The sequence below is a fragment of the Streptomyces cylindrosporus genome (assembly GCF_022698165.1).
Classification (GTDB): Bacteria; Actinomycetota; Actinomycetes; order Streptomycetales; family Streptomycetaceae; genus Streptomyces; species Streptomyces cylindrosporus.
Window position 1 is genome coordinate 142,144 of record NZ_JALDAY010000018.1, and the last position, 17,797, is coordinate 159,940.

Sequence of the window (17,797 nt, forward strand, 5' to 3'; positions counted from 1 at the left end):
CTAGGAACGGCGACCCGTCCGGGCGCGTCTTGATACGCCGTCCGTAGTCGCCGCCGGACCCCCGTCAGTCGATCGGCTCACCCGCTCTGCGGCCCGTACGCCGTCAGGAAGCGGTCGCGGAACTTGTTCATGCCCCATTCCGGGGCGTTGGCCGCGGGCTTCAGGCCCTCCGTCCAGCCCCAGTCGGAGACCTTGGCCAGGACCTTCGGGTCGCGGGCGACGATCGTGATAGGGACGTCACGGTTGGCGGTGCCCCCGGTGACCGTGGGGACGGGCTGGTGGTCGCCGAGGAAGACGAGGACCGTGTTGTCGTCGCCGTAGCGCTGCATCCACTGGGTCAGGCTGTCCAGGGAGTACTGGATGGCCTTGCGGTACTCGGTCCGTACGCGCTTCGCGCTCTTCCAGACCTCGGTCGGATTCGTGCCCTCCTTCTTGATCTTGTAGAAGACCTTGCCGTCCCCGAGGTCCTTCCAGTCGATCATGTGGGCGATCGGGGACCACGGGTTGTGGCTGGAGGCCAGGATGATCTCCGCCATGATCGGGTCGCGGTTCTTCTTGCCGTGCTCCAGCTTCTGGAAGGCCTCCAGGCTGAACTGGTCCGGCACCGGCGTCCAGCTGAAGTACGGCCCCTGGTAGCCGAGATGCGTGGAGTCGTAGATGTGGTCGAGGCCGAAGTACTTGCCCTCCGGCCAGGACTTGCGCACACCCGGCACGATGCCCACCGTGCGCCAGGCTCCGGTCTTCTGGAAGTAGCTGGTGAGCGTCGCCCGGTCGCTGGTCGTCAGAGTCCGGTACCGCTGCTGGTTCTTCACCCACAGCCCGGAAAGGAACGTGGAGTGCGCGAGCCAGCTGCCCGCACCCGTCACGGGCGACCTGAGCCAGCCGCTGCGCGCCGCGAAACCCGCCGACTTGAGCCTGGCGTTGCCTTCCGCCAGCGTCTTGTCGATCTCCGGTGCCATGGACGGATCGTCGATCGCCACCCGGCCGTAGCTCTCGATGAAGGTGAGCATGACGTCCTTGCCGCGCAGCCCGGTCAGCAGCTGGTCGGACGGCGTGTTCGCGAAGGCGTCGACGGGGAGCTGCTTCTTGAAGACCTCGGCGTCCCCGAGGCCGTCGCGGACGTACTGCACACGGTTGGCCAGGTACTGGGTGTAGCCCTTGGTGGCCACGGTGACCCCGCCGTATTGCACGCCCAGCGTGAAGCAGATGATCCAGGCGACCCCGAGGACCAGCGTGGAGCGCACGGCCACCGGGCGGTGCCGGGCCAGCACCTCCGCCAGCCGCACCATCGCCAGCGCGCTCACCACCAGCACGGCGACGGCCAGCACGATCACCCCGATCACCGCGAGCAGCTCACCCGTGCGCCCGAACGAGTCCTTCAGGAAGTCCGCCGCGTCGCTCAGCAGGACCCAGTCGAAGACGAGGTCGAACGGCCGGGCCAGGGTCTGGTAGAAGCCCATGTCGACGCACTTGAGGATGGCGGACAGCCCGACGAACGCCCCTGTCACGACGGCCGTGATCCGCCGCGGTTTGGCCGGCAGCACGAGCAGGACGGCCGCGAGGAACACCGCCTCGACGGGGATGCGGAAGAACGACTCCAGCGTGAGCCGGTCCAGCCGGTTGGGGATCAGCAGCGCGACGAGCACCAGCACGGCGGCCAGCACGGTGGTGCCGATCCGGACGCCTTCCCCGACGCGGGGGAACTTCCGCCGCCAGCCGAACCAGCCGGGGCGGGTGGGACGGGCGGGGGAGGTGGGGCCAGAGGGCTCGGTGTCGGCCGAGGACTCCCCAGGGGGCGTGTCCCCGTCGGCATCAGGGTTTACGTCCCCGTCGCCGTCCGGCAGCTGTCGAGGGGGCGTGAGGTGCGACACCCGTAGGTCCTTCCGTGCGAAGCCCGGTGCTGGCGCGGCAGCCCGGGCCTGCAGATACGGGCCGCCAACCTCGCGTACGGCCCGGTGTAACCCACTGTTCAAACATCCGGGTCAACCGCGCGCAAAGAGTACGCCCGCCGGACTCCGCCCCGCTGCCTCGCGCGGGGTCGTGTCCCCCTCGCGTCGGGTCCCTATCGGTCGGCGGCCACCGCCACGTCCTTGGCCCACCGGTAGTCCGCCTTACCACTGGGCGACCGCCGTATCGTCTCGGCGATCACCAGCTGGCGCGGGATCTTGTACCCGGCGAGATGGCTGCGACAGTACGACTGGATGTCCTCCAGCGACGGACGCACCGCGCCCTCGCGCAGCTGTACGACCGCCGCCACGTGGTTGCCCCACTTCGCGTCCGGCACTCCGGCCACCAGCGCGTCGTACACGTCGGGGTGGGCCTTGAGCGCCTGCTCGACCTCCTCCGGGTACACCTTCTCGCCCCCGGTGTTGATGCACTGCGAGCCCCGGCCGAGGACGGTGACGATGCCCTCCTCGTCCACGGTCGCCATGTCGCCGAGCAGCACCCACCGCCGGCCGTCCTTCTCGAAGAAGGTCTCGGCGGTCTTCTTCGGGTCGTTGTAGTAGCCGAGCGGCACGTGACCGCACTGGGCGACGCGGCCCACCTCGCCGACCGCGACCGGCTCGTGCGTGGCCGGATCGACCACCTGGGTGCGGGAGTTGACGCGGATGCGGAAGCTCTGCCCGGCCCCGGAGTCGGCCGTCGCCGTGCCGTTGAACCCGGACTCGGAGGAGCCGTAGTTGTTGAGCAGCATGGTGCCCGGGAGCAGTTCCTGGAACTCCCGGCGCACGGTCTCCGACATCACCGCGCCCGACGAGGACACGCTGAACATCGACGAGCAGTCCGTGCCCTTCATGGGCCCGGCGAGTGCGTCGATCAGCGGCCGCAGCATCGCGTCGCCGACCAGCGACATGGCGGTGACCTTCTCCTTCTCGACCGTCCGCAGCACTTCCTCGGGCACGAACTTGCGGTGGAGCACGACCCGTTGGCCGAAGTTGAAGCCGATGAAGGAGGTGAGGGTGGACGTGCCGTGCATCAGCGGGGGAGTGGGGAAGAAGGTGATGCCGGAACCGCCGGCCGCGACCCGCTCGGCGACCTCCTCCGGCCTCTTCACCGGCTCACCGGTCGGCGCGCCACCGCCCAACCCCGAGAAGAACAGGTCCTCCTGACGCCACATCACACCCTTGGGCATGCCCGTCGTGCCGCCGGTGTAGATGATGAACTGGTCGTCGCCCGAGCGCGCGGGGAACCCCCGCTCCGGCGAACCGCCCGCCTCTGCCTCGGCGAAGGGTACGGCGGCGGCTCCCTCGCCGTCGCCGCCGACCCGCACCAGGTGCCGCAGCTTCGGACACCGCGGCAGCGCGGCAGCCACCCGCCCGTCGAACTCCGCGTCGAAGACCAGGGCCACCAGATCGGCGTCCCGGTAGAGGTACACCAACTCGTCCTCTACGTAACGGTAGTTGACGTTGACCGGCACGATCCGTGCCTTGAGGCAGCCGAACACCGTCTGGAGATACTCGATGCCGTTGTAGAGGTGCAGCCCGAGATGCTCGCCCGGGCGGATGCCGGCGTCGATCAGATGGTGGCCGATGCGGTTCGCCGCCGCGTCCAGCTCCGCGTACGTCAGCCGGCGCTCGGCCCCCGTACCCGGGTGGTCGACGTACACCAGGGCCTCGCGGTCGGGCACCACGTCGACGACCGACTCGAACAGGTCCGCAAGGTTGTACTCCACCGCTCCTCCTGACCCCGGCAGCCATGAACGAAGAGACGCGCATCCAACGGTTCGCCGGTCATCAGAGCAAAGGGGACGGCAAGTGGGAAGGGTTCGCGCCAAGAAATCTGACTGTCTGTCAGAAAACTCTTGAAGTGCCTCCCCGGCTACTGCAACCTGTTCTCGTTCCAGGAGAGGGGAGACGGCAATGGGTGGGACGGAACACCTCACCGTGCGGCGCGAAGGCGCCACACTGGTGCTCACGCTCAACAGGCCCGAAGCCAAGAACGCGCTCTCGCTGTCGATGCTGGTCGGTCTGTACGACGGCTGGGTCGAGGCCGACGAGGATGACGAGGTCCGCTCGATCGTGCTGACCGGGGCGGGCGGTTCGTTCTGCGCCGGCATGGACCTCAAGGCCCTCGCGGGCAAGGGCATGGAGGGCGAGCACCACCGGGACCGCTTCAAGGCCGACCCGGACCTGCACTGGAAGGCCATGCTGCGCCACCATCGCCCCCGCAAACCGGTGATCGCCGCCGTCGAGGGCCACTGCGTGGCGGGCGGCACGGAGATCCTCCAGGGCACCGACATCCGGGTCGCGGGGGAGTCGGCGACCTTCGGCCTCTTCGAGGTCAAGCGCGGGCTGTTCCCCATCGGCGGCTCCACGGTCCGGCTGCAACGCCAGATCCCCCGCACCCACGCCCTGGAGATGCTGCTCACCGGGCGCCCCTACAGCGCGCGAGAGGCCGCGGACATCGGCCTGATCGGCCACGTCGTCCCCGACGGAACCGCCCTCGCGAAGGCCCTGGAGATCGCCGAACAGATCAACGGCTGCGGCCCGTTGGCGGTCGAAGCCGTCAAGGCGTCCGTCTACGAGACCGCCGAGATGACGGAGACGGACGGCCTCGCCTCCGAGCTCAAGCGCGGCTGGCCGATCTTCGACACCGCCGACGCCAAGGAGGGCGCCCGCGCCTTCGCGGAGAAGCGACCGCCCCAGTACAAGCGCGCCTGATCCTCGAAGGAGGCAGTCCCCGATGCCAGAAGTCCTCAAGGCACCCCTAGCCGTCGAATTCCCTTTCACCCGTTCCCTCGGCCCCGTGCAGAGCGCCTTCCTGACCGGTCTGCGCGAGCGCGTCGTCCTCGGGGTGAGGACCGGCGACGGGCGCACGCTGGTACCACCCGTCGAGTACGACCCCGTCACCGCCGAGGAGATACGCGACCTCGTCGAGGTCGCGCCCACCGGCACGGTCACCACCTGGGCCTGGAACCACGAACCCCGGCGTGGCCAGCCGCTCGACACCCCCTTCGCCTGGGTCCTCGTCCGGCTCGACGGCGCCGACACCGCCCTCCTGCACGCACTCGACGCCCCCGGCCCCGACGCCGTGCGCACCGGCATGCGGGTGCGGATCCGGTGGGCCGAGGAGCGCGCCGGGTCCATCACGGACATCGCCTGCTTCGAGCCGTACGACGGCGAAGCGGCTCAACCGGCGGGCCACAACGGTGAGTTCGCCGACGCGATCACCGGCATCGTGGCGCCCGCCCGGCTCGACTACACGTACTCGCCGGGCCGCGCCCAGTCCGCCTACATCCACGCCCTCGGCGACCGGCGGATCGTCGGCGAGCGCTGCCCCTCCTGCCGGAAGGTGTACGTGCCGCCCAGGGGCGCCTGTCCCACCTGCGGCGTCGCCACGGCCGAGCAGGTCGAGGTGGGGCCGCGCGGCACGGTCACCACCTTCTGCATCGTCAACATCAAGGCGAAGAACCTCGACATCGAAGTGCCGTACGTCTACGCCCACATCGCCCTCGACGGCGCCGACCTCGCGCTGCACGGCCGGATCGGCGGCATCCCGTACGACCAGGTGCGCATGGGGCTGCGGGTCGAGGCCGTGTGGTCGGACGACGCGCGGTATCCGGACCACTACCGGCCGACCGGGGAGCCGGACGCGGAGTACGACACTTACAAGGAGCTGCTGTGATATGTGACATAGCACTGGTCGCCTTCGCCCAGACCGACCACCGGCGCACCACCGACGACCTCTCCGAGGTCGAGATGCTCATGCCGGTCCTGCACGACGTCCTCGACCGCACCGGCCTCAAGACCGCCGACATCGGTTTCACCTGCTCCGGCTCCAGCGACTATCTCGCCGGCCGCGCGTTCTCCTTCACCCTCGCCCTCGACGGCGTCGGCGCCTGGCCGCCGATCTCCGAGTCGCACGTCGAGATGGACGGCGCCTGGGCCCTGTACGAGGCCTGGACCAAACTCCTCACCGGCGAGGCGGAGACCGCCCTCGTCTACTCCTACGGCAAGTCCTCACCCGGCTCCGTGCGCGACGTCCTGACCCGTCAGCTCGACCCGTACTACGTCGCCCCCCTGTGGCCCGACTCCGTCGCCCTGGCCGCCCTCCAGGCACAGGCCCTCATCGACGCCGGCGACACCGACGAGCCCGCGCTGGCCGCCGTCGGCGCCCGCAGCCGCGCGGACGCCGCCGCCAACTCCCATGCCCAGCTGCGCGGTTCGGTACCGCAGGGCGACTATCTCGTACGGCCCCTGCGGACCGGCGACTGCCCGCCCATCGGCGACGGCGCCGCCGCCGTCATCCTCGCGGCCGGGGACAGGGCCAGGGAGCTGTGCGAGCGGCCCGCCTGGATCCGGGGCATCGACCACCGCATCGAGGCACACAGCCTCGGCGTGCGCGACCTGACCGACTCGCCCTCCACGCGCCTCGCCGCCGAGAAGGCCGGTGCCTTCGAACGGCCCGTCGACCTCGCCGAGTTGCACGCACCGTTCTCCTCGCAGGAGGTCGTGCTGCGCAAGGCGCTGCGGCTCGGCGACGACGTGCGGGTGAACCCCTCGGGCGGGGCCCTCGCCGCCAACCCGATGATGGCCGCCGGGCTGATCCGGCTCGGCGAGGCCGCCGCCGCGATCCACCGGGGCGAGTCCGACCGGGCGCTCGCCCACGCCACCTCCGGGCCCTGTCTCCAACAGAACCTGGTCGCCGTACTCGAAGGGGATCCGCGATGAGCAAGGAGCCCGTGGCCGTCGTAGGGATCGGCCAGACCAAGCACGTGGCGGCGCGCCGGGACGTCTCCATCGCCGGGCTGGTCCGGGAGGCCGCCCAACGGGCGCTGGACGACGCCGAGTTGACGTGGGCCGACATCGACGCCGTCGTCATCGGCAAGGCGCCCGACTTCTTCGAGGGCGTCATGATGCCCGAGCTGTACCTCGCGGACGCGCTCGGCGCCGTCGGCAAGCCGATGCTGCGCGTGCACACTGCGGGATCGGTCGGCGGTTCCACCACCCTCGTCGCCGCCAACCTGGTCGCGGCCCGCGTCCACGGCACCGTGCTGACCCTCGCGTTCGAGAAGCAGTCCGAGTCCAACGCCATGTGGGGCCTGTCCCTGCCCATCCCCTTCCAGCAGCCTCTGCTGGCCGGGGCCGGCGGGTTCTTCGCACCGCACGTGCGCGCGTACATGCGACGCAGCGGTGCCCCGGACACGGTCGGCTCGCTGGTGGCGTACAAGGACCGGCGCAACGCGCTGAAGAACCCGTACGCGCATCTGCACGAGCACGACATCACCCTGGAGAAGGTCCAGGCCTCGCCCATGCTGTGGGACCCGATCCGCTACTCGGAGACCTGCCCGTCCTCCGACGGCGCCTGCGCGATGGTGCTGACCGACCGGGCGGGAGCCGCCCGCGCGCCGCGGCCGCCCGCCTGGATGCTGGGCGGGGCCATGCGCAGCGAGCCCACCCTCTTCGCCGGGAAGGACGCGGTGTCGCCGCAGGCCGGCAAGGACTGCGCGGCCGACGTGTACCGGCAGGCCGGGATCGCCGATCCGCGCCGGGACATCGACGCGGTCGAGATGTACGTGCCGTTCTCCTGGTACGAGCCGATGTGGCTGGAGAACCTGGGGTTCGCCGACGAGGGCGAGGGCTGGAAGCTCACCGAGTCCGGGGTCACCGAGTTGGACGGCGATCTCCCGGTCAACATGTCCGGCGGGGTCCTGTCGACCAATCCGATTGGCGCCTCCGGCATGATCAGGTTCGCCGAGGCGGCGCTCCAGGCGCGCGGGCAGGCCGGAGAACACCAGGTGGAAGGGGCGCGCCGGGTTCTCGGGCACGCCTACGGCGGAGGCTCGCAGTTCTTCTCGATGTGGCTCGTGGGCAGCGAACCCCCGGACTCGTGAAGGTCTCCGGAAAGGTCCCCCTCACGTGGCCTGTCGGCAACAGAAACCGATCGCTAGGCTGGCCGCGGACGACGAATCGGGAGGAGCACGGACGTGGCCGAGAGCACCATCCAGCAGCACCCGCTTGCGGGCTGGGACAAGCCCGAGCTGGACCTCAGCACCGCCGACTGGCACTCGAGCAGCCGTGGCCTGGGGGATGTCCAGATCGCCTTTGTCGAGGGATTCATCGCGATGCGCAACAGCGGCCGCCCGGAAAGCCCTTCCCTGATCTTCACGCCCGCGGAATGGGGCGCGTTCGTGTCGGGGGCGCGGGAAGGGGAGTTCGACCTGACCTGATCCGGCGGGCCGATCCGGGGGTGTTCCTCTCCTTTTTCCGGACACGTGACCTTGGGCGCTCTTCCGGGGCCGAAGCCTGAGCGAGGCTGGCCCCGGGGGCAAGGTCGTATTCCGGAGGTGAGGTACCCATGAGCAACCTGCCGGTCGTCGCCGCTGTCGACGGTTCGGACGACAGCTTGCGCGCACTGGACTGGGCCCTGGACGCCGCCCGCAGACGCGGGACCGCGCTGCGGGTGGTCCACGTACGGCAGTACGCCCACTGGGCACAGCCCGACGTCCTGGTCGGCGGGCCGCCGGACCCGGGAGAGGACTCGGTCCTCGAACAGGTACGCGCCCATGTGGCGGACGTGGCCGAGCGGCCGGCCATGGAGTACCTCGGCCTGGAGGGCGCGCCGACCGCGCTGGTGCCCGAACTGGGCTCCACCGCCGAGCTGTTGGTGCTCGGCTCCCGCGGCCGTGGTGGTTTCGCCAGCCTCCTCCTCGGCTCCAACGGCATGGCCGCGGCACGCGACGCCGAGTGCCCGGTGGTGATCGTGCCGCGGCCCGGACGGGAGGTCCACGGTGACGTACCGGCCGAGCCCGGCCCGCGCGTCGTCGTCGGCCTCCAGGTGGACTCCCCTGACGAGGCGACCCTCGACTTCGCCTTCACCGAGGCCGCGCTGCGTGGCGCCCGCCTCCAGGTGGTGGCCGCCTACGCCTGGCCGCCGCAGAGCTGGGCGGCACCCGGCGAACTCGTGCCGCTGATGGTCGACCAGGACGCCGTTGAGAACGAGACGTGGACCCTCGCGGAGGGCTTCCTCGCCCCGCACCGCAAGAACCACCCCGAGGTCCGCGCCGACGCCCACGCCATGCCCGGCGACGCGGCGGGCTCGCTGGTCGCCGCCTCCAAGGACGCCGAACTGGTCGTGGTCGGCCGCCACCGCCGCCGGCTGCTGGCACCGGCCCGCATGATGGGCTCGGTCACCCAGGCGGTACTGCTGCACGCGGCGAGCCCGGTGGCGGTGGTCCCGCCGACGCCGGCGGAGGAATAGGCGAGAGGCCGACGATCACGACCCCAGCAGCCGCTTGCGGCGGCCCCCGCCGTCTGTCGCCCGCCTGAACGCCGCGCCTGCGCGCACTCCGACCGTGCCGGGCCTGCATTGATCGCGGGCGGCGGCACCCTCGTACAACGGCAGCCGGTCGTGTGGTGGACGACCTCACGGCGGCCCTCGCAGCTGCCGCGATCTCCGTCCTGGCAGGTCCCGGCCGTGCACGCCTGCGTGCCTGCCACGCGCCGCCAGGCATTACGAACAGCGGAGGCGGTCGGCCCGAGGCAGGGAATGGCCGAGTGGCCGAGCCGGCTCACGCAGTCTCAGTTCTGGCAGCCGCAGCCCGATGCCGACTTCGCCTCGGTGACGGTCAGGGCGGGGTCGGTGGCGGCTTCGGCCGAGGTGCAGCAGGCGTCGACACCGCAGCAGGCGTCGGTCGTGCCGGTGTCCTCGCTCGGGGTGTCGGTGGTGGCCGGCTTCGTGGCGCGGACGATGGCGGAGTGCATGCCGTCGGCGACCGGGTGGGTCGGAGTGATCTCGACGCCGGTGAAGCCCGCGGCTTCGAGGCCGGTGCGGTACTCCGCGAAGGAGAGCGCACCGGCGATGCAGCCGACGTAGTCACCGCGCTCGGCGCGCTGTTCGGGCGTGAGGGCGTCGTCGGCGACGATGTCGGAGACGCCGAGGCGGCCGCCGGGCCTGAGCACGCGGAAGGTCTCGGCGAAGACGGCCGGCTTGTCGGTCGACAGGTTGATCACGCAGTTGGAGATCACGACGTCGACGGTGGCCGCGGGGAGCGGCACGGCTTCGATGGTGCCCTTGAGGAACTCCACGTTGGTCACACCCGCCTTCGCCGCGTTGGACAGCGCCAGGGCGAGCATCTCGTCGGTCATGTCCACCCCGTACGCCTTGCCGGTGGGACCGACGCGGCGGGCGGAGAGCAGGACGTCGATGCCGCCGCCGGAGCCGAGGTCGAGGACGCGCTCACCCTCGCGCAGATCCGCGACGGCGGTGGGGTTGCCGCAGCCGAGGGAGGCGGCAAGCGCCTCGGCGGGCAGGGCCTCGCGTTCGTCGGCGGCGTACAGGGTCGAGCCGAAGTTCTCGTCGACCTCGACCGGCTGCGGCCCTCAACAGGCGGTGCCGCCATCGGTGACCTGCACGGCCGCCGCCGCGTACCGCTGACGGACGGTCTCGCGCAGGTCGGTGGACTGCTCGCTCATGAGTCACTCCCGGGTGACGGGCCGCAGGACGGGCCCGGAACGGCCTGTATTGACGTTCATTGATGCAAGCTTGTGCCTTGAATCGAAAAACGTCAACATAGAGGCATGTCGAAACAAGAGCTTGAGGTGCTCGGCCAGGACGCCGTCTGCTGCCCCGGCCTGTCCGCCGCGCCGCTGGACGAGGACCAGGCCGCCGACCTGGCGAAGATCTTCAAGGCCCTCGGTGACCCGGTCCGGCTCCGCCTCATGTCGATGATCGCCTCACGCGGCCAGGGCGGGGAGGTCTGCGTGTGCGAGCTGACCCCCGCCTTCGACCTGTCCCAGCCGACGATCTCCCACCACCTCAAGCTCCTGCGCCAGGCCGGCCTCGTCGACTGCGAGCGCCGCGGCACCTGGGTCTACTACTGGGTGCAGCCCGGCGTCCTGGACAAGCTCGGTGCCTTCCTGACCACGGCCCGGCCCGGCGGAGCCGCCGCGTGAAAGCGCCGCTCGGCCGCCGCGTCGCCGCCGAGGCGCTCGGCACCGGACTGCTGGTCGCGGTGGTGGTCGGCTCCGGCATCCAGGCCGGCGAACTGTCCCACGACGTCGGCGTACAACTGCTCGCCAACTCCCTCGCCACCGTCTTCGGCCTCGGCGTCCTCATCCTGCTGCTGGGGCCGGTGTCCGGCGCGCACTTCAACCCGGCCGTCAGCCTGGCCGCCTGGTTCACCGGGCGCCGCGATCCCGACGGCTTCCCCCTGCGGGACCTCGCCGCGTACGTGCCAGCCCAACTCGCGGGAGCGATCGGCGGCGCGGTTCTGGCCGACGCGATGTTCGCCCGGCCGCTGGTGAGGTTCTCCGCCCACGACCGGTCCGCAGGACACCTGTTGCTGGCCGAGGTCGTCGCCACGGCCGGGCTGATCATGCTGATCCTCGGCCTCGACCGGGTCGGCCGCGCCGCTCTCGCTCCGGCCGCGGTGGCCTCGTACATCGGGGCCGCCTACTGGTTCACCTCCTCCACGTCCTTCGCGAACCCCGCGGTGACGGTCGGCCGGGCCTTCACCGACACCTTCGCCGGCATCGCGCCCGCCTCCGTCGGCCCGTTCATCGCCGCACAGTTGCTCGGCGCTGCGCTCGGGCTCGCTGCCGTGGCCGTGATCCACGCACCGAGCGCAACCTCGGCACACCGCGAGACCGCCGTCCCGAAAGCCGAACCCGAACCCCGGCCCGCCACCCTCTCCTGACCGCACCTCCGCGAAAGGCTCCGCCATGAGCACGCCCCCACCACGCCCCTCCGTCCTGTTCGTCTGCGTCCACAACGCCGGCCGCTCCCAGATGGGCGCCGCCTTCCTGACCCAGCTCGCCGGAGACCGCGTGGAGGTCCGCTCGGCCGGCTCCGCGCCCGCCGATGCCGTCAACCCGGCGGTCGTGGAGGCCATGAAGGAGGTCGGCATCGACATCTCCGCCGAGACGCCGAAGGTGCTCACCACGGAGGCGGTGCAGTCGTCGGACGTGGTGATCACCATGGGCTGCGGCGACGCCTGCCCCGTCTTCCCCGGCAAGCGATACCTGGACTGGCAGCTGGACGATCCGGCGGGCCAGGGCGTCGAGGCCGTCCGACCGATCCGTGACGCCGTCGAACAGCGGGTGCGCGGTCTGCTCGGGGAGTTGGGGATTCCGGCCTCCGCATGACGACGGGCCGAGGAACCAGTCCGCCGACGGCGGGGCGGACGGGATGCGGTTCGCCGGAATCGTGCTGTGGGCGGCCGGCGCGGCGAGTCGGTCGTGGGCCACGAGGGCCGGGTGGCACCTCGGTGCCGGTCACTCCTCGGACCGATCCGCCGGATCCGCCGGATCGGGCACGGCGGCAGGCGGGTGCGGCCGGGACGGCAGGGCGGCGAAGGCCAGTACGGCTCCGCCCGCGGCGACGGCGGCCCCGACCGACAGCCCGAGTCCCATACCGCTGATGAACGCCGAGCGGGCGAGCCCGGCCAGCATCCGCCCGGCCGTACCGCCCACACGCTCGGCCAGCTGGAGTGCTCCGCCCAGCGAGCCGAGCACGCTGTCGGACACCTTGTCCGGCAGCCGGTACGGCGCGAGCGGGGGACCCATGCGGTCCTGGTAGCGAGTCGTCAACAGGCTGCCGATCACCGCCACGCCGAGCGCCCCGCCCAGCTGGACGGAGACACCGTTGGTGGCCGAACCCACCCCGGTGTCGCCCTGCGGCAGGGTGCCCATGAGGGAGTCGAGCGCGGCCGGGACGACGAGTCCGGCACCGAGCCCGAGCAGCAGCAGACCGGCCAGGACATCCCCGTAGGTGGCGGAGACATCCGCCGTGGACAGCTGCCACAGCCCGCCTCCGACGGCCGACAGCCCGACCCCGACCACCGCCTTGGTGCCCGCCCAGCGGACGAGGACGGGGGACAGCGGCGCGACCAAAGCCAGCAGTCCCGCCACGGGGAGGACCCGGACACCGGTGGCCAGGGCGCTGTAACCGAGGCTGAACTGCAGGTACTGGGTCAGCACGAACAGGGCTCCGAAGAGGCCGAACATCGCCAGGGACACGGAGGAGGTGGCGACCGAGAACCGGCGCTCACGGAAGAAGTCCAGGTTCAGCATGGGATGTGTGCAGGCCCGCTCCCACAGGGCGAAGCCCACCAGCACCGCCAGACCGCCACCGCCGGCGGTCAGGACGAGGGCCGAGGTCCAGCCGCGCACCGGCGCCTCGATGATCGCCCACAGAAGCAGGCCCAGCCCGGCGATGGACAGCACCGCCCCGGCCGGATCGGGCGGCAGCGCGGCCGGATTGCGCGAGTCCGGAACGAGCAGGTTCGCGCAGACCAGACCGATGACGGCGAAGGGGACATTGACCCAGAACACCGACCCCCACCAGAAGTGTTCGAGGAGCAGCCCGCCGGCCACCGGTCCGATCGCGATCCCGAGGCCGCTCGTGGCCGCCCACACGCCGATCGCCCGGCGCCGTTCGACGGGGTCGCGGAACACGTCGGTGATGATCGACAAGGTGGCGGGCATCATCATCGCCGCGCCCACGCCCATGGCCGCGCGTGCGGCGATCAGCATGCCCACGGAGCCGGAGTACGCGGCCCATGCCGAAGCGGCCCCGAAGACCGCGAGCCCGCCGGTGAAGACACGCCGTCGGCCGAACCGGTCCGCGCTGCTGCCCGCCACCAGCATGAGCCCGGCGAAGACCAGCGCGTACGCGTCCACGATCCACTGCAACTGGGTGGTCGTCGCTCCGAGTTCCTTCACCAGGGTGGGCAGAGCGACATTCAGAATGGTGTTGTCCAGAGTCACGATCAGCAGCGACACGCAGAGCACGACCAGCGCGACCCAGGGGCGGGCCGCTGCGGAGGGCTTCGGTGCCGCGGCACGTGGCGGTGTGTCTCGTAGATTCGTCATGGGTCCATGCAGCCCGAGGGTGCTCGTAGACCGACAGGTACCGAACGTCCCGGCGTTTGCCCGCATGGCCGGGGTACGGGTGCCGCCCGACCCGGCGCGTCGAAGCCCGGTGCCGTACGCCCGTCCGCGCGATGCGCATGCAGCGTGGTTGCAGCGTTGGGTCTCCTAACCTCGTCCTCAGCCAAGGGAGTTGAGGACCATGTCTCCATCCGTGACTCTGCGCGGCCTGCTCGGCCTGAGCGATCGGCCGGCTGCCTTGAGGGACTCAGTGCTGCTCATGATCGACTGTCAGAACACCTACCGGCAGGGTGTGATGCGACTCGACGGCGTCGAGGAAGCGCTGGCCGAGGCGGCCCGCCTGCTGGCTCGCGCCCGCGCCCGCGGTGTCCCGGTCGTCCACGTCATGCACGACGCGGGCGAGGGTTCGCCGTACGACGTCAGTGCCCCCATCGGGCAGATCAGCGACGAGGTCGCGCCGCGGGCAGGGGAACCCGTGGTCGTCAAGAACTTCCCCAGCGCGTTCTTCCGGACCGATCTGGAGAGGCGCCTGCGGTCGACGGGGCGCAGCGATCTGGTCCTGGCCGGGTTCATGACTCACATGTGCGTGAACTCCACCGCCCGCGACGCCTTCAACCTGGGCTACCACCCCACGGTGGTGGCCTCCGCCACCGCGACCCGGGACCTCGCCGGGACCGACGGCCCGACCGTGCCGGCCGCCACCCTCCAGGCGGCGTCCCTCGCAGGCATCGCCGACCTCTTCGCCGTCGTGGTCGGCAAGGCCGACGACATCGTCGACTGAGATGACCGCAACTCGGGCCGAGCGGCGGTCTGTTCGGCCCTGGTCGGCCGGCCGTGCCGCGCCTGTAGTGGAAGCAAGGACACGCGGCACCGCCCGTCGGTCCGCCCGAGCCGCGCCCGCCGCAGACCGTGTGCGGGCGACTGGAGCGGTACGGCGAAGCCTCCTCGAAGCGGACGTACGAACTCTCCCGTGAGGCCGCGAAGGGCCGCGGAAGGAGCCGCAGGAGCCAAGGAGGGCGAACGATGAACCTCAGTGGAGACTGGTACAACGAGCTCGGCTCGCACATGCGGATCACGGTGGACGCGACCGGCGGAATCAGCGGAACCTACGTCTCGGCCGCCGGCCATGCCGTGGGCGCGTACCCGCTGGTCGGACGCTACGACGCGACCGCTCTCGCGGATCACGGCACCCCGCTCGGATGGACGGTGGCATGGCACAACGGGCGGACCGACGCCGGATCCGTGACCTGCTGGAACGGCCAGTACCACGAGGACGGCGGGGAGCGGATCTGTGCCACCTGGCTGCTCACCGCGTCCGCGGTCGCCGCCGACACCTGGGAGGCCACGGCCGTCGGGCAGGACACCTTCACCCGTCGGCGTCCGCGGCCCGCCGGGGGCCCTCCCGGCGGCCACATCCACATCCCGTCGGTGCCGGCGAAGTGAGCCGGTGCGAGACGCATGCGGAGCGCGGCCCCGGTCGCGTCGGCGACGGGGCCGCGTCAGGTGTCCGGTCGGTCTGTGTCAGGCGATGGTGACGGTGTCGTCGAGGTAGACGTCCTGGACGGCGTGGAGAAGCTCGATGCCCTCGCCGACAGGTCGCTGGAAGGCTTTGCGGCCGGTGATGAGGCCCGTGCCGCCCGCCCGCTTGTTGACCACCGCGGTCCGCACCGCCTGCGCGAGGTCGCCCTGCCCGGCCGACGCGCCGCCGCTGTTGATCAGGCCCACGCGGCCCATATAGCAGTTGGCGACCTGCCAACGGGTCAGGTCGATGGGGTGTTCGGTGACGAGCGTGCCGTACAGGAGCTCGTCGGTCTTGCCGAACTGCAGCGCGCGGTAACCGCCGTTGTTCTCCGGCTGCTTCTGCTTGACGATGTCGGCCTCGACGGTCACGCCGAGATGGTTGGCCTGGCCGGTGAGGTCGGCCGACAGCGAGTAGTCCACGCCGTCCTTCTTGAACGCCGGGTTGCGCAGATAGCACCACAGTACGGTGAACATGCCCAGCTCGTGAGCCCGGGCGAACGCCTCGCCGACCTCCCGCAGTTGGCGGTCCGACTGCTCGGAACCGAAGTAGACCGTGGCGCCGACGCCGGCCGCGCCGAGGTCGAAGCACTGCTGGACGTCGCCGAACATGATCTGGTCGTGGTGATTGGGGTAGGTGAGCAGTTCGTTGTGGTTGAGCTTCACGATGAACGGGATCTTGTGCGCGTAGCGCCGCGAGACCGCCCCGAGCACGCCGAGGGTGCTGGCGACCGCGTTGCAGCCGCCCTCGACGGCGAGTTCGGCGATGTTCCTCGGGTCGAGGTAGCGGGGGTTCCTCGCGAACGCCGAGGCCGCGGAGTGCTCGATGCCCTGGTCGACCGGCAGGATCGACACATAGCCCGTGCCGGCCAGCCGGCCGTGGTCGAAGAGGGACTGCAGACCGCACAGCACCCGGGGCGAGCGGTCGGTCGCGGCCACCACCCGGTCGACGAAGTCCCGGCCGGGCAGCACCAGGTCCTCCTTGGGTATCCCCTCGCAGACATGGGTCAGCAGGTCCTTGGCGTCGTCGCCCAGCAAGGCATGGATGTCGGTCATCGTTCCGCCCTTCCTGTCACCCGGAATGCCGAGAGGCCCTCTGCCGCACGGAGGTTCACTTCCAACATGCGGTGCGACACCGTCGTACGGCAGAGACCGTTGGACCCCGCAGCGGGGTCGAACGGCCTCTGACGGCCGAGGCCTTCAGCCGAAGAACACCTCGAACTCGTCGTACAGCGACGGATCCACCACCTTGGTCGTGCCCCCGCTGTCGGCGAGCGGGACACGGATGATGTCGGTGCCGCGCAGGGCGGTCATCACGCCGAAGGCGCCGTCCTTGACCGCTTCGACGGCGTGCAGCCCGAACCGCGTGGCCAGCCACCGGTCGAAGGCGCTCGGAGTACCGCCGCGCTGGACGTGACCGAGGACCGTGGTGCGCGCGTCCGTGCCGGTCCGTCGTGCGATCTCCTGGGCCAGCCACTCGCCGATGCCGGACAGGTGCACATGGCCGTACTCGTCCAGAGTGCGGTCCTGGAGGACCATCCCGCCCTGCTTGGGGACGGCTCCCTCGGCGGCGACCACGATCGGCGCGTAGTTGATCTTGAAGCGGCTGCGTACCCAGTCGCAGACCTGGTCGATGTCGAACGGCCGCTCCGGGACGAGGATCACGTTCGCTCCGCCCGCGACGCCGGCGTGCAGGGCTATCCACCCGGAGTGCCGGCCCATCACCTCCACCACCAGGGTGCGCATGTGCGACTCGGCGGTGGTGTGGAGACGGTCGATGGCCTCGGTGGCGATGCCGACGGCCGTGTCGAAGCCGAAGGTGTAGTCGGTGCCGGGCACGTCGTTGTCGATCGTCTTGGGCACACCGACCAGATCGATGCCCTGACGGCTCAGTTCGGCGGCCGCGCCGAGCGTGTCCTCGCCGCCGATCACGATGAGCGCGTCCATGTGGTGTGCGGCAAGGGTTTCCTTGACGCGCCGTACACCGTCCGTGTGCTTCAGCGGGTTGGTGCGGGAGGAACCGAGGATGGTGCCGCCGCGCGGAAGGATCCCCCGGACCTCGGGGATGCCCAGCGGAACCGTCTCGTCCTGGATCGCGCCGAGCCAGCCGTCCCGCAGGCCGACGAAGTCGAAGCCGTACTCCTGGACGCCCTTGCGGACGACGCTGCGGATCACGGCGTTGAGACCGGGGCAGTCACCGCCGCCCGTCAGCACTCCGACCTTCATTGCTGCCCCCCTTCTCCGTACGGATCTGCCGTGCCGGCAGATCCGTGGAGCCCTGCGGCTCTCCTTCCATCGTGGGCGTCCGTGCCGGCCGGGGATGCGTCCCTGCGGCCCGCCCCCGAGGACCTTCGGCCCCGTGACCTCGGCCCGCGGCGGCCGGACCATGGAAAGGGGACGTGCGGAGGTGACGCCGATGGCCGACGGGACGATCACCGGCTCCCGCC

General features: G+C 70.9%; 16 protein-coding genes and 1 pseudogene. 11 read left to right on the forward strand and 6 right to left on the reverse strand.

Translation table 11 applies throughout. From position 1 onward, the window contains the following. Positions 1 to 77: 77 nt before the first annotated feature. Together MQP27_RS45160 and MQP27_RS45165 are read right to left on the reverse strand one after the other, a co-directional pair. Positions 78 to 1,871 carry an alkaline phosphatase family protein gene (locus MQP27_RS45160; protein WP_242776774.1) on the reverse strand — a complete coding sequence of 598 codons (1,794 nt, stop codon included), beginning with the start codon at positions 1,869 to 1,871 and terminating at the stop codon, positions 78 to 80. A gap of 191 nt (positions 1,872 to 2,062) precedes the next feature. Next, positions 2,063 to 3,673: an acyl-CoA synthetase gene (locus MQP27_RS45165; protein WP_242776775.1), complete on the reverse strand. Its 1,611-nt coding sequence runs from the start codon at positions 3,671 to 3,673 to the stop codon at positions 2,063 to 2,065. Positions 3,674 to 3,860: 187 nt separating this feature from the next. Between MQP27_RS45165 and MQP27_RS45170 the strand changes: the two genes are divergently transcribed. The 6 genes from MQP27_RS45170 to MQP27_RS45195 all read left to right on the forward strand — a co-directional run bounded on the left by MQP27_RS45170 (position 3,861) and on the right by MQP27_RS45195 (position 9,201). Further along, positions 3,861 to 4,661: a crotonase/enoyl-CoA hydratase family protein gene (locus MQP27_RS45170; protein ID WP_242776777.1), complete on the forward strand. Its 801-nt coding sequence runs from the start codon at positions 3,861 to 3,863 to the stop codon at positions 4,659 to 4,661. A gap of 22 nt (positions 4,662 to 4,683) precedes the next feature. Further along, the gene (locus MQP27_RS45175) at positions 4,684 to 5,625 is read left to right on the forward strand and encodes a Zn-ribbon domain-containing OB-fold protein (protein WP_242776779.1); all 942 of its coding nucleotides are present in this window, start codon (positions 4,684 to 4,686) and stop codon (positions 5,623 to 5,625) included. Further along, positions 5,625 to 6,671, forward strand: a complete 1,047-nt coding sequence (locus tag MQP27_RS45180; RefSeq protein WP_372511449.1) for a thiolase family protein — start codon at positions 5,625 to 5,627, stop codon at positions 6,669 to 6,671. Before MQP27_RS45175 ends, MQP27_RS45180 begins: the two co-directional genes overlap by 1 nt. After that, complete coding sequence (locus tag MQP27_RS45185; RefSeq protein ID WP_242776783.1) at positions 6,668 to 7,834, forward strand: thiolase family protein; 1,167 nt, start codon at positions 6,668 to 6,670, stop codon at positions 7,832 to 7,834. Before MQP27_RS45180 ends, MQP27_RS45185 begins: the two co-directional genes overlap by 4 nt. Before the next feature lie 93 nt (positions 7,835 to 7,927). Further along, positions 7,928 to 8,170, forward strand: coding sequence for a DUF397 domain-containing protein (locus MQP27_RS45190; protein ID WP_030927201.1), 243 nt, complete (start codon positions 7,928 to 7,930; stop codon positions 8,168 to 8,170). A 128-nt stretch (positions 8,171 to 8,298) separates the two neighbouring features. Then, a complete protein-coding gene (locus tag MQP27_RS45195; protein ID WP_242776785.1) occupies positions 8,299 to 9,201 on the forward strand; it encodes a universal stress protein in 903 nt (300 codons plus the stop codon). Between the two features lie 467 nt (positions 9,202 to 9,668). On the opposite strand, the pseudogene arsM reads toward MQP27_RS45195, so the two are convergent. Next, positions 9,669 to 10,415, reverse strand: a pseudogene (arsM, locus tag MQP27_RS45200) (arsenite methyltransferase); the annotation flags it as partial. 105 nt (positions 10,416 to 10,520) lie between these two features. Here arsM and MQP27_RS45205 point away from each other — a divergent pair. The 3 genes from MQP27_RS45205 to MQP27_RS45215 are packed head-to-tail and all read left to right on the forward strand — an operon-like array spanning position 10,521 to position 12,086. Next, entirely contained in the window at positions 10,521 to 10,895 is a 375-nt protein-coding gene (locus MQP27_RS45205; protein WP_242776787.1) for an ArsR/SmtB family transcription factor, read from the forward strand. After that, positions 10,892 to 11,638 carry an aquaporin gene (locus MQP27_RS45210; protein WP_242776789.1) on the forward strand — a complete coding sequence of 249 codons (747 nt, stop codon included), beginning with the start codon at positions 10,892 to 10,894 and terminating at the stop codon, positions 11,636 to 11,638. The genes MQP27_RS45205 and MQP27_RS45210 overlap by 4 nt, the downstream gene beginning before the upstream one ends. 25 nt (positions 11,639 to 11,663) lie before the next feature. Then, a complete protein-coding gene (locus tag MQP27_RS45215) occupies positions 11,664 to 12,086 on the forward strand; it encodes an arsenate reductase ArsC (protein ID WP_242776791.1) in 423 nt (140 codons plus the stop codon). A gap of 129 nt (positions 12,087 to 12,215) precedes the next feature. Here MQP27_RS45215 and MQP27_RS45220 read toward each other — a convergent pair whose 3' ends face one another. Further along, a complete protein-coding gene (locus MQP27_RS45220; RefSeq protein WP_242776793.1) occupies positions 12,216 to 13,814 on the reverse strand; it encodes an MFS transporter in 1,599 nt (532 codons plus the stop codon). Positions 13,815 to 14,013: 199 nt separating this feature from the next. Here MQP27_RS45220 and MQP27_RS45225 point away from each other — a divergent pair, with 199 nt between their 5' ends. Next, positions 14,014 to 14,613, forward strand: coding sequence for a cysteine hydrolase family protein (locus tag MQP27_RS45225; protein WP_242776795.1), 600 nt, complete (start codon positions 14,014 to 14,016; stop codon positions 14,611 to 14,613). Between the two features lie 242 nt (positions 14,614 to 14,855). Then, a complete protein-coding gene (locus MQP27_RS45230) occupies positions 14,856 to 15,275 on the forward strand; it encodes an avidin/streptavidin family protein (protein WP_242776797.1) in 420 nt (139 codons plus the stop codon). Between the two features lie 78 nt (positions 15,276 to 15,353). Here the strand turns inward: MQP27_RS45230 and MQP27_RS45235 are convergent, their stop codons facing one another. Together MQP27_RS45235 and MQP27_RS45240 are read right to left on the reverse strand one after the other, a co-directional pair. Next, positions 15,354 to 16,406 carry a class I fructose-bisphosphate aldolase gene (locus MQP27_RS45235; protein WP_242776799.1) on the reverse strand — a complete coding sequence of 351 codons (1,053 nt, stop codon included), beginning with the start codon at positions 16,404 to 16,406 and terminating at the stop codon, positions 15,354 to 15,356. Between the two features lie 144 nt (positions 16,407 to 16,550). Further along, positions 16,551 to 17,576: a 6-phosphofructokinase gene (locus tag MQP27_RS45240; RefSeq protein WP_242776801.1), complete on the reverse strand. Its 1,026-nt coding sequence runs from the start codon at positions 17,574 to 17,576 to the stop codon at positions 16,551 to 16,553. Between the last annotated feature and the right edge of the window lie 221 nt (positions 17,577 to 17,797).

Coding starts and splice junctions, on each gene's coding strand:
- MQP27_RS45170 (WP_242776777.1), top strand. CDS start 3,861: ATGGGTGGGACGGAACACCTCACCGTGCGGCGCGAAGGCGCCACACTG.
- MQP27_RS45240 (WP_242776801.1), bottom strand. CDS start 17,576: ATGAAGGTCGGAGTGCTGACGGGCGGCGGTGACTGCCCCGGTCTCAAC.
- MQP27_RS45205 (WP_242776787.1), top strand. CDS start 10,521: ATGTCGAAACAAGAGCTTGAGGTGCTCGGCCAGGACGCCGTCTGCTGC.
- MQP27_RS45215 (WP_242776791.1), top strand. CDS start 11,664: ATGAGCACGCCCCCACCACGCCCCTCCGTCCTGTTCGTCTGCGTCCAC.
- MQP27_RS45175 (WP_242776779.1), top strand. CDS start 4,684: ATGCCAGAAGTCCTCAAGGCACCCCTAGCCGTCGAATTCCCTTTCACC.
- MQP27_RS45225 (WP_242776795.1), top strand. CDS start 14,014: ATGTCTCCATCCGTGACTCTGCGCGGCCTGCTCGGCCTGAGCGATCGG.
- MQP27_RS45230 (WP_242776797.1), top strand. CDS start 14,856: ATGAACCTCAGTGGAGACTGGTACAACGAGCTCGGCTCGCACATGCGG.
- MQP27_RS45220 (WP_242776793.1), bottom strand. CDS start 13,814: ATGACGAATCTACGAGACACACCGCCACGTGCCGCGGCACCGAAGCCC.
- MQP27_RS45195 (WP_242776785.1), top strand. CDS start 8,299: ATGAGCAACCTGCCGGTCGTCGCCGCTGTCGACGGTTCGGACGACAGC.
- MQP27_RS45185 (WP_242776783.1), top strand. CDS start 6,668: ATGAGCAAGGAGCCCGTGGCCGTCGTAGGGATCGGCCAGACCAAGCAC.
- MQP27_RS45235 (WP_242776799.1), bottom strand. CDS start 16,406: ATGACCGACATCCATGCCTTGCTGGGCGACGACGCCAAGGACCTGCTG.